This window comes from Priestia sp. 10L35, assembly GCF_056395685.1.
Window position 1 is genome coordinate 319,455 of record NZ_JBFTKA010000001.1, and the last position, 15,018, is coordinate 334,472.

Annotated in this window: 17 protein-coding genes; 14 read left to right on the forward strand and 3 right to left on the reverse strand. The window is 38.4% G+C overall.

The window, feature by feature from the left end:
• The first annotated feature begins 5 nt into the window (after nt 1-5).
• Genes aroE through AC1DEF_RS01625 form a run of 6 tightly spaced genes read left to right on the forward strand, consistent with a single transcriptional unit; the run spans nt 6 to nt 3,456 of the window.
• Nucleotides 6-845, forward strand: a complete 840-nt coding sequence (gene aroE / locus AC1DEF_RS01600) for a shikimate dehydrogenase (RefSeq protein ID WP_080781554.1) — start codon at nt 6-8, stop codon at nt 843-845.
• Nucleotides 846-863: 18 nt separating this feature from the next.
• Nucleotides 864-1,163, forward strand: a complete 300-nt coding sequence (gene yhbY / locus AC1DEF_RS01605; RefSeq protein ID WP_043976166.1) for a ribosome assembly RNA-binding protein YhbY — start codon at nt 864-866, stop codon at nt 1,161-1,163.
• Nucleotides 1,164-1,223: 60 nt separating this feature from the next.
• Nucleotides 1,224-1,796 (forward strand): nicotinate-nucleotide adenylyltransferase, encoded by a 573-nt coding sequence (locus AC1DEF_RS01610; protein ID WP_013085073.1) that lies wholly within the window; start codon nt 1,224-1,226, stop codon nt 1,794-1,796.
• Nucleotides 1,783-2,355 carry a bis(5'-nucleosyl)-tetraphosphatase (symmetrical) YqeK gene (yqeK, locus tag AC1DEF_RS01615; protein WP_034648849.1) on the forward strand — a complete coding sequence of 191 codons (573 nt, stop codon included), beginning with the start codon at nt 1,783-1,785 and terminating at the stop codon, nt 2,353-2,355. The genes AC1DEF_RS01610 and yqeK overlap by 14 nt, the downstream gene beginning before the upstream one ends.
• Nucleotides 2,348-2,701, forward strand: coding sequence for a ribosome silencing factor (gene rsfS / locus AC1DEF_RS01620; RefSeq protein WP_013085071.1), 354 nt, complete (start codon nt 2,348-2,350; stop codon nt 2,699-2,701). The genes yqeK and rsfS overlap by 8 nt, the downstream gene beginning before the upstream one ends.
• Nucleotides 2,698-3,456 carry a class I SAM-dependent DNA methyltransferase gene (locus tag AC1DEF_RS01625; RefSeq protein ID WP_043976170.1) on the forward strand — a complete coding sequence of 253 codons (759 nt, stop codon included), beginning with the start codon at nt 2,698-2,700 and terminating at the stop codon, nt 3,454-3,456. Before rsfS ends, AC1DEF_RS01625 begins: the two co-directional genes overlap by 4 nt.
• Before the next feature lie 40 nt (nt 3,457-3,496).
• On the opposite strand, the gene comER is transcribed toward AC1DEF_RS01625, so the two are convergent.
• The gene (gene comER / locus AC1DEF_RS01630) at nt 3,497-4,327 is read right to left on the reverse strand and encodes a late competence protein ComER (RefSeq protein ID WP_097824616.1); all 831 of its coding nucleotides are present in this window, start codon (nt 4,325-4,327) and stop codon (nt 3,497-3,499) included.
• Nucleotides 4,328-4,423: 96 nt separating this feature from the next.
• Between comER and AC1DEF_RS01635 the strand changes: the two genes are divergently transcribed.
• The 3 genes from AC1DEF_RS01635 (at nt 4,424) to AC1DEF_RS01645 (ending at nt 8,082) form a co-directional block, all read left to right on the forward strand.
• Entirely contained in the window at nt 4,424-5,059 is a 636-nt protein-coding gene (locus AC1DEF_RS01635) for a helix-hairpin-helix domain-containing protein (RefSeq protein ID WP_043976171.1), read from the forward strand.
• 96 nt (nt 5,060-5,155) lie between these two features.
• A complete protein-coding gene (locus tag AC1DEF_RS01640; RefSeq protein WP_025750557.1) occupies nt 5,156-5,722 on the forward strand; it encodes a ComE operon protein 2 in 567 nt (188 codons plus the stop codon).
• Between the two features lie 101 nt (nt 5,723-5,823).
• The gene (locus AC1DEF_RS01645; protein ID WP_477727294.1) at nt 5,824-8,082 is read left to right on the forward strand and encodes a DNA internalization-related competence protein ComEC/Rec2; all 2,259 of its coding nucleotides are present in this window, start codon (nt 5,824-5,826) and stop codon (nt 8,080-8,082) included.
• A gap of 57 nt (nt 8,083-8,139) precedes the next feature.
• Here AC1DEF_RS01645 and AC1DEF_RS01650 read toward each other — a convergent pair whose 3' ends face one another.
• A complete protein-coding gene (locus tag AC1DEF_RS01650; RefSeq protein WP_013059251.1) occupies nt 8,140-8,274 on the reverse strand; it encodes a YqzM family protein in 135 nt (44 codons plus the stop codon).
• 326 nt (nt 8,275-8,600) lie between these two features.
• Between AC1DEF_RS01650 and holA the strand changes: the two genes are divergently transcribed.
• Complete coding sequence (holA, locus tag AC1DEF_RS01655; RefSeq protein ID WP_013059250.1) at nt 8,601-9,617, forward strand: DNA polymerase III subunit delta; 1,017 nt, start codon at nt 8,601-8,603, stop codon at nt 9,615-9,617.
• 34 nt (nt 9,618-9,651) lie between these two features.
• Here the strand turns inward: holA and rpsT are convergent, their stop codons facing one another.
• A complete protein-coding gene (gene rpsT / locus AC1DEF_RS01660; protein ID WP_013059249.1) occupies nt 9,652-9,918 on the reverse strand; it encodes a 30S ribosomal protein S20 in 267 nt (88 codons plus the stop codon).
• Nucleotides 9,919-10,174: 256 nt separating this feature from the next.
• Here rpsT and gpr point away from each other — a divergent pair, with 256 nt between their 5' ends.
• The 4 genes from gpr to hemW all read left to right on the forward strand — a co-directional run bounded on the left by gpr (nt 10,175) and on the right by hemW (nt 14,974).
• Nucleotides 10,175-11,287, forward strand: a complete 1,113-nt coding sequence (gene gpr, locus AC1DEF_RS01665) for a GPR endopeptidase (RefSeq protein WP_043976177.1) — start codon at nt 10,175-10,177, stop codon at nt 11,285-11,287.
• Nucleotides 11,288-11,371: 84 nt separating this feature from the next.
• Nucleotides 11,372-11,707 carry a DUF3679 domain-containing protein gene (locus AC1DEF_RS01670; RefSeq protein WP_097824614.1) on the forward strand — a complete coding sequence of 112 codons (336 nt, stop codon included), beginning with the start codon at nt 11,372-11,374 and terminating at the stop codon, nt 11,705-11,707.
• Between the two features lie 128 nt (nt 11,708-11,835).
• On the forward strand, nt 11,836-13,659 hold the full coding sequence (gene lepA, locus AC1DEF_RS01675) for a translation elongation factor 4 (RefSeq protein ID WP_013059246.1): 1,824 nt from the start codon (nt 11,836-11,838) through the stop codon (nt 13,657-13,659).
• Between the two features lie 175 nt (nt 13,660-13,834).
• Nucleotides 13,835-14,974 carry a radical SAM family heme chaperone HemW gene (gene hemW / locus AC1DEF_RS01680; protein WP_097824613.1) on the forward strand — a complete coding sequence of 380 codons (1,140 nt, stop codon included), beginning with the start codon at nt 13,835-13,837 and terminating at the stop codon, nt 14,972-14,974.
• Nucleotides 14,975-15,018 lie beyond the last annotated feature (44 nt).

Here is a 15,018-nt window from a genome sequence, read left to right on the forward strand (position 1 = left end):
AAATCTTGAGTACATTATATGGGCTAGTTGGTTATCCGCTTGGGCATTCACTATCGCCATTGATGCAAAATGATGCCTTTAAACGTCTGAATATGGATGCTCATTATGAAGCTTTTCCAATTGAACCTGTTCATTTTGAGTCAGCCATTGGAGAGCTAAAAGATAAAAACATTCAAGGATTTAATGTCACGATTCCTTATAAAGTTGATATTATGAAGCATTTGGATGAAGTCGATCCATTAGCAAAGGCAATTGGCGCTGTAAATACAGTTGTTAATCAAGATGGCCGTTATATTGGATACAATACCGACGGCGAGGGGTATGTGACGTCTTTGCTCAAAGCAGTAGAAGGAAGCTTATCCCAAAAAAGAATTTTAATTATTGGAGCTGGAGGAGCTGCAAAAGCTATTTTTTATACAATTGCAGCTCAGCATGCTCCTGAGGTAATTGCGATATGCAATCGTACCGCCGAAAAAGCAGCTGTATTAGCTAACGAGCTGCCTTTTTCGACGAAAACAGCGGCGATGTCTATTTCTGATGCAGAAAAACAATTAGATACATTCGATATTATTATTAATACCACTTCAGTGGGAATGTACCCTAACGTGGATGAGCTGCCATTAGCACTTACTTTATTGCAAAAAGAAGCCGTAGTCAGCGATATTATTTACAACCCTTTAAAAACAAAGCTTTTAAAAGAGGCTGAAGCAAAAGGGGCAGGCACTCATAACGGTGTCGGTATGTTTGTACTGCAAGGTGCACTTGCATTTGAAAAGTGGACGAACGTCCGTCCTGACGAAGAGGCAATGGAACACATTGTTCTTTCAACACTAACTAAGAGATAAGATACAACGGAGGTTTTTATGTTAACAGGTAAACAAAAACGTTTTTTACGTTCAAAAGCACATCATTTAAATCCAATTTTCCAAGTAGGAAAAGGTGGAGTCAATGAAAATATGATTGGTCAAATTGCTGATGCATTAGAAGCAAGAGAATTATTAAAAGTAAGCATTCTGCAAAACTGTGACGAAGATCGTGACACGGTTGCTGCTCGATTAACAAAAGGAGCGAAAGCAGAGCTTGTACAAGTGATTGGAAATACAATTGTATTATATAAAGAATCACGCGAAAATAAGCAGTTAATGCTTCCAAAAGTGAAATGAAATAGAGCGGGGAAACCCGCTCTATTTAAAAATGAAGTAAATTAAAGGAGTCGGGGATTGTTGAAGAGTATTGGAATTTTAGGTGGAACATTCAATCCGCCTCATTTGGGGCATTTAATGATGGCAAATGAGGTTTTGCATGCCTTGAAATTAGATGAGATATGGTTCATGCCGTCGTATATTCCACCTCATAAAACAATCAAAGAGCCTATTGAGCCATATCATCGTTTACACATGCTAAAGCTAGCTATTGAAGAACATGATCAATTTACCCTGCAGCCCATCGAATTTGAGCGCAAAGAGCCTTCATATACATATGATACGATGAGAATACTAACGGAGAAATATCCAACATATCAGTTTCATTTCATCGTTGGTGCTGATATGGTAGAATATTTGCCGAAGTGGTATGAAATTGATGAATTAGTCAATTTGGTTACATTTGTAGGTGTAAAACGCCCGGGGTATACCATTACGTCCCCTTACCCGATAAAAGAAGTAGAAGTTCCGCAGTTTGATGTCTCCTCTTCCTTTATTCGCGAACGAGTAGTAAAGAAAGAAACCATTCGTTATTTTATACCTGCTGGTGTTAAACAATATATCGAGGAGAATCAATTATATGAATCGAACTGAGGCATTAGAAATCGTAAAGAAACAGTTAACAGAACGCCGTTATATTCATACTGTCGGGGTAATGGAAACAGCAATTGAATTAGCTAAGCGTTTTGAAGCAGACGAAAAAAAAGCAGAATTGGCTGCTATTTTTCATGACTACGCCAAGTTTCGTCCAAAGGAAGAGATGAAGCAAATTATTATTGATCAAAACATGAGCCCTTCTTTATTGGAATACAATACAGAATTATGGCATGCTCCAGTAGGCGCGTTTTTAGTGAGAAATGAAGTAGGGATTACGGATAAGGAAGTATTGGATGCGATTGCTTACCATACATCTGGAAGACCTGGCATGACGTTACTTGAAAAAATTGTGTACGTTGCTGATTACATTGAACCCGGAAGGAGATTTCCAGGTGTTGATGAAGTGCGGGAGTTAGCTAAAACGGACTTAAATGCAGCACTTATTCAATCACTGAAAAACACCATTTCTTTTTTAATGACTAAACATCAGGCCGTTTATCCCGATACGATGATGACATATAATGATTTAATCTTAGGAGGTCAAACACATGACTGAACGTGAATTGCTATCTCTTGTTGTAGAAGCAGCAGACGATAAAAAAGCAATCGATATCGTAGCGTTAAATATGGAAGGAATCTCACTTGTGGCAGATTATTTTGTTATTTGTCACGGTAACTCAGATAAACAAGTGCAGGCAATCGCTCGTGAAATTAAAGAAAAAGCACACGAACAAGGCATTTCTGTGAAGCGTTTAGAAGGATTTGAGCAGGCTAAGTGGGTTCTTGTTGATCTTGGAGATGTTGTGGTTCACATTTTCCATAAAGATGAGCGCGGATATTATAACTTAGAACGCTTATGGGGAGATGCACCATTTGTAAGTTCAGAAGAGCTACAGCTATGAGCAGGTACGGAGAATTTGCCTACGTATATGATCAGCTAATGGCAGACGTTCCGTATGACGATTGGGCTGAATTTTTTAATCAGCAGGTGGCAAAAGCGAAAACAAAGCCTGACAGTATATTAGACCTTGCCTGCGGCACGGGAGAACTCTCCGTTCGATTTGCACAAGAAGGTTTCTCCGTAGTAGGCGTTGATTTGTCTGATGATATGCTTATGGTAGCCCAGGAAAAGGCGGCAGAAGCAGGGTTAACGCTATCTCTTTTTCAGCAAAACATGGCGGAACTTGAGTTATTGAAAGAGTTCGACTGTGTAGTAATCTTTTGTGATTCTTTGAACTATTTGCAAAGTGATAAAGAAGTTCAAGAAACCATTCAACGTGTATATAAGCACTTAAAACCAGGTGGGCTCTTTATATTTGATGTTCATTCAGTGCACAAGATGAAAGACGTATTTGGAAATCAATCTTTTTCTTACGTAGATGAAGACGTGTCATATATTTGGAACTGCACCTATGACGATACAGACACGCGCGTAGAGCATGATATTACGTTTTTTGCTTATGATGAAGAAATGGATGCATATCATCGCTTTGATGAGGTGCATGCTCAGCGCACTTGGTCGATTGACCATTATCAATCATGGCTGAGCGAAGCTGGTTTTATAAATATAGAAGTAAGTGCAGATTTCAAAATGAGTGAGCCTACTTCAAACAGTGAGCGCATCTTTTTCTCTGCGCAAAAAAAAGAAGCCGAGTAGAGGCTTCTTTTTTTGTTTCAAAGCAGGATTTCTACAGAAATTATGGAATAAGACTATCAAACTGCTTGTGAACAAGCTCAATGTCTTCGTCAAATTTTTCATGTGTTTTTTGAAATACGTGCACAAACATCTCTCCGAGTTCAGCTTCTAAAACTTTAATACCTTCTCCGGTTACACCGCCTTTTACGCATACTTTATCCTGCAAGGTAGGAAGCGTAAATATTTCTTTTTCCAACAGTTTTCCCATTCCAATAATCATATCACTGGCCATGACGGTAGCTTCTTCTTCAGAAATATTTGTTTCTTGAACTGCTGCATCAATAAAGCGTTGAAGCAAAAAGCTGAAGAATGCAGGACCGCAGCTTACGATATCGGATGATACGCGCGTAATCGTTTGATCAATAGCCACAGGCTTTGACATAGATGAAAATAATTCATGTAAATAATTTTGGTAAAAAGGCGTACACCTTTCTCCAAACGTGAAAAGAGAAACACCTGCTAATGCCCGATTGGTAATGCTGGGGATAATTCTAGCTGCTTGACTCGGAATGAGGCGTTCGATTTGTTCTACGCTAATTGGACTGGTAATGGATACAATGCAATGATCTTTCGTCAGCAGTGGTTCTAATTTTATTAAAAGGGGGTGAATATCCAATGGCTTAACACAAATAAAAATGACTTTGGATGCGTGAACAACTTCTTCAGCTGTATCAGCAACATGAATTTTTTTATGCTGCTGTTGAATCTCTTTGGCTCTTTTTTTTGTGCGATTCATAATAGTAATTTTAGAAGGACGTACGGCTTTTGATTCAATAAACGCATCAATTAATATTTTCCCCATGTTTCCTGTTCCGATAAACCCTATGTTCACTGATTCATTCCCTCCTTCAAAAGCCTTTTCTTCTAAACACTATGAAGACGTAATGGAATTTATGACGTTACTTCAAAATTCAAAGGAGTGTACAATTTGACTTTTTCAAAAAAACAATGGCTAATTGGGTGTATTTGCTTAGCAGTTGGCTTGGCTTTTTATATCTATCGCACAGGCGGAGAGAAACCGGAAAGTTCTCTTCAAACCTCAGATATGATAAAGGCAGAATCTTCTGCTGTAAAAAAAGAAGGAGAGTCGTCTGATCAAGTAATTTCGAGCCAAGATTCTCCGTTTGTTATGGTGGATATTAAAGGAGCTGTTCAGAAGCCCGGTGTATACCAGCTTCCGAAAGATGCAAGGGTAAAAGATGCTCTAGCACAAGCCGGAGGCGCTACAAAAGAAGCAGACTTAAGACAGCTCAACTTAGCTAGCAAGCTACAAGATGAAATGGCTGTTTACATCCCAGCTGCTGGAGAAGAAATCCCGCCTTCATCTCCAGTTTCTTCAATCTCTTCCTCAGGAACTTCAAATGATCAGCCCCTTGTTAATATCAATACAGCGAACACTGATGAACTGCAAACGCTAAATGGCATTGGACCTTCAAAAGCGAGTGCCATCGTTTCATATCGAGAGGAAAATGGCTTGTTTCAAACAGTAGAGGATTTGGGGCAAGTATCAGGTATTGGCGAGAAGTCGCTAGAAAAAATCAAAGCTCAAATTACGGTACAGTAGAGACTTATTGACGAAGAAGGAAAAGAAACGCTACACTATGAAAGAGACAAGTATAATTATAATTATTCAGTTTTAAATAAAAAGGTAGGGAATGAGATGAACCGGATTTCATGGGATCAATATTTTATGGCACAAAGCCATTTGCTAGCCTTAAGAAGCACTTGTGAACGTCTGGCTGTTGGGGCTACAGTGGTGCGTGATAAACGTATTATAGCTGGAGGATACAACGGCTCGATCAGCGGAGGCGTGCATTGTGCTGACGAAGGCTGTTATGTGATTGATGGACACTGTGTAAGAACTGTTCATGCAGAAGTGAATGCACTCTTGCAGTGTGCTAAGTTTGGTGTGAAAACAGAAGATGCGGAAGTATACGTCACGCATTTTCCGTGTTTAAACTGCTGTAAAGCCCTTATTCAAGCGGGAATTAAAACAGTATATTACGCTAATGATTACAAAAATCATCCGTATGCTGTTGAGTTATTTCAACAGGCGGGAGTGAAAACAGCAAAAGTTGAACTTGATGAAGCAATCATTGACTTAAAAAGTAAAGAGAAGCTTCAATTTGTGACGGATGTTCTCGCTCGTTTAGAAAAAAGCGGAGCGGACGAAGCAGAAGTGATGAATTTACAGCGTGAAGCTCTCGCTTTGTTTACTGCAAATTAAAGGTAAAAGAGGTTTTTTACTTAGTAACAGTAAGAAGCCTCTTTCTTTTAAGAAGAAAGGAGCTAAAAGTGAAAGGATATTATATTTACTGTGCTTTTAGCATGATGATAGCTTTATATGTATATGATAATCATTCCGCTGTAAGCCTGTTTTTGCTAATCGTGCTTTTCATTTTTCAATGGCTACAATGTCCGAGGAAAGTGGTTATTACTTCTGCACTGTTGAGTGTTTTGTGCGTCTGCCTATTAGCTGAAACAAATAAGCATAACAAAACGGTTCTTTTAACTGAATCTTCTTCTTTTACAGGCGAAATTTCATCTGTGCCGCATAGTGACGGCGACAAGCTTACTTTTAAGTTTACGGTTCAAAATGAAGAGGTCATGGCTTTTTATAAACTAAAAACGTTGGAAGAGAAACAGCAGCTCGAAAAGCTAACGATTCATCAAGTTTGTCAACTAGCGGGGCAATTAACTTCTCCTTCACCTGCTCGCAACCTTCATGCATTTGATTATCAGCAATATTTGTACCATCAGTCTATTCATTGGCAGCTTAACGTCAAGAGACTTGATTTGGTAAAATGCCAGCTCCCCACTCTAACTCCACTTACGTACCTTACCTTTATTCGTCAAAAAGGAATTAATTATATTCAACAAAATATGTCGGATCCAGGTGCTGGGTTTATGCAGGCACTAATTTACGGCGAGCGCACCGGCATCGAAGAAGAGAGTATCAAGCGCTATCAGCAATTTGGTTTAATACACTTGCTTGCCATATCAGGTCTTCATGTTGGACTGCTGACAGCAATGTGTTTTTATTTGCTCATTCGGATTGGAATAACGCGCGAGCGAGCCATTACGCTTTTACTTGTGCTTCTTCCTGTATACATGGTTTTGGCTGGTGGCAGCGCTTCAGTTGTCCGAGCTGTTTTTATGAGTATGCTGATGCTTATATCGATAAAGATACAAAGAAAAATTCTTTTGGTTGATAGCATCAGCCTTGCTTTTATAGCCATGCTGCTTTTTAAGCCGTACTATTTATTTGATGTAGGATTTCAGCTTTCTTTTGCCGTTAGTTTTGCATTGATTTTATCGAGTCAGACGATTTTACCTCGTTTTCATTCTTCTTTCAGCCAGCTCATGGTTGTTTCAGTAATTGCACAAGTCAGTTCACTTCCTTTATTGTTGTACTATTTTTATGGAGTATCTCTCCTCAGTTTGCCATTAAATATGGTTTTTGTACCGCTGTTTTCTCTTGTTATATTACCTCTTTGTTTGTTCATTCTTTTTGTTCGTATCCTCTTGCCGGGAGTGAGTGAACTGCTGGAGCAGATTCTTCATGTTCTTTTACTTTTTTGTGAAAAATTGCTTGGCTTTTTTGAGTGGATTCCCGCTGATTTTGTAACGGGAAAACCCCACATTGTGCTGTTTTTGGGCATGTACTTATGCATTTATGCTTTATTTGTGGCGGTCGAAGAAGGAGAATTTTTCGTTCGCTATATGTTTCTTCTCGTGGCATTGTTAGCCGCACAATGTATGTATCCTTATTTGAATCCAAAAGGAACGGTCATAATGGTCGATGTAGGACAAGGAGACTGCTTTATCATTGAGCTTCCTTATCGAAAAGGTGTGTATATGATCGATACCGGAGGAACCGTTTCATTTCCAAAAGAACCATGGCAAAAACGTCGTTCTTCTTTTGACGTGGGAGAAGATGTACTTGTTCCCTTTTTGCATTCAAAAGGAATAACAAGGGTAGATAAAATGATTATTACACACGGCGATTATGATCACGCAGGGGCGGCACAGCATTTATTTTCACAAGTGGCTGTCGGAGAGCTGGTGCTTGGGAAAAAAGCTGAATTAAATGATGTAGAGACTGGCTTGGTGATCGCTGCTCAAAAACAAAGCGTGCCTGTTCAAATTGTTCAACAAGGAGATAGCTGGCAAGAAGGAGGTGTGTTATTTCAGATTATTTCTCCGACAGGTTTCGAAGAAACGAGCAACAACGGCTCAATTGTAATAGACGCTAAGTTAGGAAATTTAAGATGGCTATTCACCGGAGATTTAGAAAGGGAAGGAGAACAAAGAATATTGAAAGACTTTCCAAACCTTAAAGCAGATGTATTAAAAGTTGGGCATCATGGCAGTAAAACTTCAACTTCAGAAGAGTTTGTTCAACATTTAAATCCTAAAGTAGCGCTTGTTTCAGCGGGACAAAAAAATCGTTATGGTCATCCTCATCAAGAAATATTAGAGCTTCTGAAAAGCTACGGAGTGTATATTTATCGAACGGATGAAGATGGTGGGGTAATGTATGAATTTACAAAAAAGTCAGGAACGTTTTCGCAGCAACTTCCATAGTCTATAGTAAGAAAAACGAACTAAAAAAGACTGCTAAGAAGCAGCCTTGAAGCAATTTTACGAACCCAAGTAGTGAATCACAGTTGCAATAACAAATAAGGCAGTGAAAAAGCCAAATGAAACACCAAATCCTACGGCAGAATCGACAGCGTCGTTGCGTTTACTTTGGACACTTTCTTCAAATTGGTTCATTAACACCCCTCCTGTTTACAGTATAATCTAACTTTTTTTAAAAATCTAGACAATTTAAAAGCGTTTTCACAAACTGACAACAGTTAACAACTATACTTTATGGACATGAGGAGAAAATAGAGATAAGGGTTTAATCATTAACAAATAAGTAACCTAGGGCTTATATTGTTAATGTTTATCATAAACTGAGGAATTGTCGTTTTAAGGCAATTCCTTTTGTATTGTTGCCAAAAACTCATAACACCTTTACGATAGAAATTGTATTTTGTTTATCAGTAACTATACATAATCAATATAGATGAATAAAAAAGAGGAGCGTATATACGTTGGCAGTTGATAGCTTAAAAAGTATTACCAAAAATAATATAGCCCCCGTTTACTTAATACACGGGGTCAATGCATTTATGAGTAAAAAGATTAGAGATAAAATCGTCGACTATACGTTAAATGAAGAAGATAAAGAATTTAACTTGTCACTATACGATTTAGAAGAAACATCGATTGATCAAGTTCTAGAAGATGCTGAAACGCTTCCTTTTTTAGGAGACAAGCGTGTAGTGGTTGCGAAAAATGCAGCATTTTTAACGGCTGAAAAATCGAAAGATAAAGTAGAGCATGATCTAGCAAAACTGCAGCAATATGTGGAACAGCCCCCGTCTTTTTCAACGTTAATTCTACTAGCCCCTTATGAAAAGCTGGATGAAAGAAAAAAAATAACAAAATTATTAAAAAAACAAGCAGCTTACATTGAAGCGAACGAATTTGGTGAAAAAGAAATGAAGCAGTGGATTCATAATTTACTTTCAAAAGATGGAGTGAATATGGATGAAGATGCTGTGACGCTGCTTATTCAGCTTGTGGGTCTTAATGTAACGCTTGTGACAAATGAAATTGAAAAAATGGTGTTATACGTTGGACAAGACGGAGTCATTACAAAAGAAGTTGTGCTTAAGCTTGTGGCAAAAACGCTTGAACAAAATGTATTTACACTTATTGACGCTGTTATTCAGCGAAAGGTTTCTACTGCTTTAAATATGTATCAGGATTTACTGCGTAATAACGAAGAGCCTATTAAAATTTTATCTTTGTTAGCGACGCAGTTTCGTTTGATTTATCATACGAAGCAGCTGTCTAGTCAAGGGTACGGTCAGCAGCAAATTGCTCAAACGATTAAGGTTCATCCGTTTCGTGTGAAAATTGCTTTGCAGCAGAGCAGAAGTTTTGAGGAACAGCAGCTTAAAGAAATTTTAAAGGATTTAGCAGAGGCAGATTATGAAATGAAGACGGGGAAAATGGATAAAGCGCTTATTTTACAGCTGTTTTTATTAAAAAGAGCGCAATAAAAAAACGATCCTAATGGGATCGTTTTTGTCTCAATTATGCAGATAAACCGTTAAGTTTTACTGCTAAGCGAGATTTTTGACGAGCTGCAGCATTTTTGTGGATAATACCAGATTGTGCAGCTTTGTCTAATTTTTTAGAAGCAACAGCAAATGCTGCTTTTGCGTTATCTACATCGTTGTTTTCAACTAAAGCTTCAAAGTTTTTGATTGCAGTACGCATAGCTGATTTAGCTTGAATGTTATGAGCACGGCGAGCTTCAGTAGTTTTTACACGTTTGATAGCTGATTTAATGTTTGGCATCCGTTTCACCTCCCGAAATGATAACAATCGAGATTATATAGAACTCGACATTCTTCACAATAAGAACAAAAGATATTTTATCAAACACAAGGACAGAATGCAATAGCCTTGACAAGGAATTTTATATGACAGAGCTCTCTTTAAAAGCTTGTAGCTGATATTGCGCCCTTCCTTCCACTTTTCATTTCTTAAATGCATGAATCTGCCAGTCCTCGGTGACAATAATTTCAACAAAGATTGTCTAGGAGGTTAAGAAATGGAAAAAGAACTTGATTTAAGTCAATATAGCGTGCGCACGGATTTAGCTGTCGAAGCAAAAGACATAGCGTTAGAAAATCAGCCTAAACCGAATAATCAGTCAGAAATCAAAGGCGTAATTGTAAAAGAAAAAGAAGAACAAGGTGTCAAAATTTCAATGGTAGAAATTACGGAAGAAGGCGCAGAAGCAATCGGTAAGAAAAAAGGCCGATATGTAACCCTTGAATCGGTAGGCATTCGCGAGCAGGATACTGAAAAGCAAGAGGCCATGGAAGAAGTATTTGCTAAAGAGCTGAATTTTTTTATTAAAAGCCTCAACATTCCAGATGATGCTAGCTGTCTTGTAGTGGGTCTTGGAAACTTAAGTGTTACACCAGATGCGCTTGGACCAAAGGCAGTAGATAATTTGTTGATTACAAGACATCTGTTTGAGCTACAGCCTGAAAGCGTGCAAGATGGCTTTAGACCCGTTAGCGCCATTGTCCCGGGAGTAATGGGAATGACGGGTATTGAGACAAGTGATATTATCTTTGGCGTTGTAAAGAAAGTGAATCCAAATTTTATCATTGCAATCGACGCGCTGGCCGCTCGTTCGATTGAACGGGTAAATGCGACCATTCAAATTTCAGATTCAGGTATTCATCCGGGGTCTGGGGTTGGAAACAAACGCAAAGAAATCAGTTATGAAACACTTGGCATTCCAGTTATTGCAATAGGTATTCCAACGGTGGTGGATGCTGTTTCCATTACAAGCGATACAATTGACTTTATCTTAAAACATTTTGGCCGAGAAATGAAAGAGCAGGGAAAGCCGTCTAAGTCGCTGCTTCCGTCTGGTATGACGTTTGGAGAAAAAAAGAAGCTCACGGAGGATGATTTACCTAATGAAGAGCAGCGTCAAACGTATCTCGGTATGATTGGCACCCTTCCCGATGAAGAAAAAAGACGTCTTATTCATGAAGTGCTTGCACCTTTAGGCCATAATTTGATGGTTACGCCAAAAGAAGTGGATATGTTTATTGAAGATATGGCTAATGTAGTTGCAGGAGGACTTAACGCTGCTTTGCATCATGAAGTGGATCAAGAGAACTTTGGAGCATATACTCATTAATACGCTTTTAGATGAATGAGTTCTTCACAATATAGTCATAATGGTTAGTACTACAGAAGATAAAGAAGTAAGGGGCCTAATAATATGATTAAATTTACTTTAAAATCAGTAGTGCTAGCCATTTTTTTACTGTGCATTGTATTTTTAGGGATGCAGACGGCTCAGCAAGGGTTGATTAAAATGAAGGGATATAATGATCCTTCGATTGAACATGTTATTAATGTTTCTAAAACGTCAGATGGTCAGGTGGAAGCGGCTGTTTTAGGTTCAAAAAAAGTCGTGAATATTGACGAAAAACAGCAGTTTCTAGAAAAACGAAAGGCTTTTAACTTTTTCTCCTCGCTAGGTCAAAGTTTAGCGGAAGGCGTGAAAAGTACAATAGGAAAAGCTTTTAAGGCTATCCATCATCTCCTTAATTAAAAGCAGAATCTCTTTCTGCTTTTTTGTATGGAAAAATCCCCAATGGAATGCTTATTGAATGTTGACGAATGTGTTGTTATAATTTAATTTAGTGTATTTTGCCGATTTTCAGTAGGAGTGAAAAAAATATGGATAGAGAAGCAAGATTGAAACGACAATCGAAAATCAGAAACTTTTCGATTATTGCTCATATAGACCACGGTAAGTCAACATTAGCAGACCGTATTTTAGAAAAAACAAATGCGTTAACACAGCGAGAAATGAAAGCTCAGCTTTTAGATTCGATGGATTTGGAACGTGAACGTGGAATTACCATTAAATTAAATGCTGTGCAGCTTCAATACAAAGCAAAAGATGGAGAAGAGTATACTTTTCATCTAATTGATACACCGGGACACGTCGATTTTACATATGAAGTGTCGCGAAGTTTAGCCGCGTGTGAAGGTGCAATTCTAGTAGTAGATGCAGCTCAAGGTATTGAAGCTCAAACACTAGCAAACGTGTATTTAGCACTTGATAACAACCTTGAAATTTTACCTGTTATTAATAAGATTGACTTGCCGAGTGCAGAGCCAGAGCGAGTGCGTCAAGAAGTTGAAGACGTAATTGGATTAGATGCGTCGGAAGCTGTATTAGCTTCAGCTAAAGCAGGAATTGGTATCGAAGAAATTTTAGAACAAATTGTTGAAAAAGTTCCTGCTCCTGAAGGGGATCCAGATGCACCGCTTCAAGCGCTGATCTTTGATTCATTTTATGATGCATACAGAGGTGTAGTTGCATCTATTCGTATCGTACAGGGACGAGTAAAAGTAGGCGACAAAATTAAAATGATGGCAACAGGAAAAGAGTTTGAGGTAACGGAGCTAGGTGTGTTAACGCCAAAAGCCGTTGCTAAAGATGAACTTTCTGTTGGCGACGTAGGGTTTTTAACAGCAGCTATTAAAAACGTTGGAGATACGCGAGTAGGGGACACGATTACACTTGCTAAAAATGGAGCAAGTGAACCTCTTCCTGGTTATCGTCGTCTGAATCCAATGGTATACTGCGGACTGTATCCAATTGATACAGCAAAGTATAACGATCTTCGTGAAGCACTAGAAAAGTTAGAGCTAAATGACTCTGCACTTCAGTTTGAACCAGAGACGTCTCAGGCCTTAGGGTTTGGTTTCCGCTGTGGATTCTTAGGGTTGCTTCACATGGAAATTATCCAAGAGCGTATTGAACGCGAATTTAAAATTGATTTAATTACAACAGCTCCAAGCGTTATTTATGACGTGTATTTAACAGACGAGACTCATCTGTCTGTAGATAATCCGTCTAATATGCCGGACCCACAAAAGATTGAACGTGTGGAAGAACCGTATGTAAAGGCAACGATGATGGTACCAAACGATTATGTAGGTGCTGTGATGGAGCTTTGTCAGAAGAAGCGAGGCAACTTTATCGATATGCAGTACTTGGATGCTAATCGCGTGAGTATTGTATATGAAATTCCACTGGCTGAAATTGTATATGATTTCTTTGATCAATTAAAATCAAATACAAAAGGCTATGCTTCGTTTGATTACGAGCTTATTGGATATCAGCCTTCGAAGCTTGTGAAGATGGATATTCTCTTAAACGGTGAAACGGTCGATGCACTGTCCTTTATCGTACACAGAGATTCGGCGTACGATCGTGGTAAAGTCATTGTAGAAAAGCTTAAAGAGCTTATTCCACGTCAACAGTTCGAAGTGCCTATTCAAGCGGCAATCGGTCAAAAAATCGTCGCGCGCTCAACAATTAAAGCCATTCGTAAAAACGTTTTAGCAAAATGTTACGGAGGAGATATCTCTCGTAAACGTAAACTTCTTGAAAAACAAAAAGAAGGTAAAAAACGTATGAAGCAGGTCGGTTCTGTTGAAGTACCGCAGGAAGCATTCATGGCTGTGCTTCGCATGGACGAAGATTAATAGCTGAAATTCTATTATTTAACATGTCAAATTAGTTTTGAAAATCAAGCTAATCTGATACGATAGTAAAGAGTTTTGAGCGCTGTAAATAAGTGTGAACAAACATAGATAAAAATACCGCAGAGAGACTCTGCGGTATTTTTATCATTTATAAATGTGATTGAGGTGGAAGTCCATGGTGAAGGCAGCATATCTGCATATCCCGTTTTGTCATCATATTTGTCACTATTGTGACTTTAATAAAGTGTTTTTCAAAAATCAGCCCGTTATGCCGTATTTGGAAAGCATGCGAGAAGAAATGAAACAAACAGTCGAACGTTATCCAACGACCAATTTAAACACGATATTCGTTGGGGGTGGAACGCCCACAGCCTTAGATGAACAGCAGCTGGAGTATTTTTTAGAATCGATTCGTATGTACCTCCCTTATGACGAAAAAGGTGAGTTTACATTTGAAGCGAATCCGAATGAATTGACAAAAGAAAAGCTTCAGCTTCTCCATGATTATGGCGTGAATCGTTTAAGCATTGGTGTACAAACGTTTAATGAAAGATTATTGGAGAAAATTGGACGTGTGCATTCAAACAGACAGGTATTTGATTGTGTTGAGCAAGCGAGAAAGATTGGAATGTCGAATATAAGCTTAGACTTAATTTATAGCCTGCCGGAGCAAACGGTAGCTGATTTCTCTTCGACGCTTCAAACGGCTTTTTCATTAGAGGTAGAGCATATGTCTGCCTATTCGTTGATTATTGAACCTAAAACGGTATTTTATAATTTAATGAACAAAGGGAAGCTGCCTCTGCCTGCTCAAGAAGAAGAAGCAGCTATGTATGAGCTGCTCATGAAAGAAATGGACAAACAAGGTTTTCATCAATATGAAATCAGTAATTTCGCAAAGCCAGGCTACGAGAGTATTCATAATTTAACATATTGGAACAACGACGATTATTACGGAATTGGCGCAGGCGCACATAGCTATATAGACGGAATAAGACGAGCAAATATTGGACCATTAAAAAAGTACATTGATTCGGTCAAGCAAAACGGAAATGCATATCTCAATGAAGTGAGCGTGACCGAGGCTGAAAAAATGGAAGAAGAAATGTTTTTGGGCCTTCGTAAAACGAAGGGAGTCTCAAAAGAGGAGTTTAAGAAAAAATTCAATCGAGAATTAAAAGATGTATTTGGAGAACCTATTCAAGAATACAAAGAGAAAGGACTTTTGGGTGAAGACAATAGCTCAGTCTTTTTAACACACAATGGTCGATTTTTGGGGAATGAAGTTTTTCAAGCCTTTATTGGGATAATCTAATATCAAATCGTTGACATCGCTATAGTGATTTGGTAATTTATTAT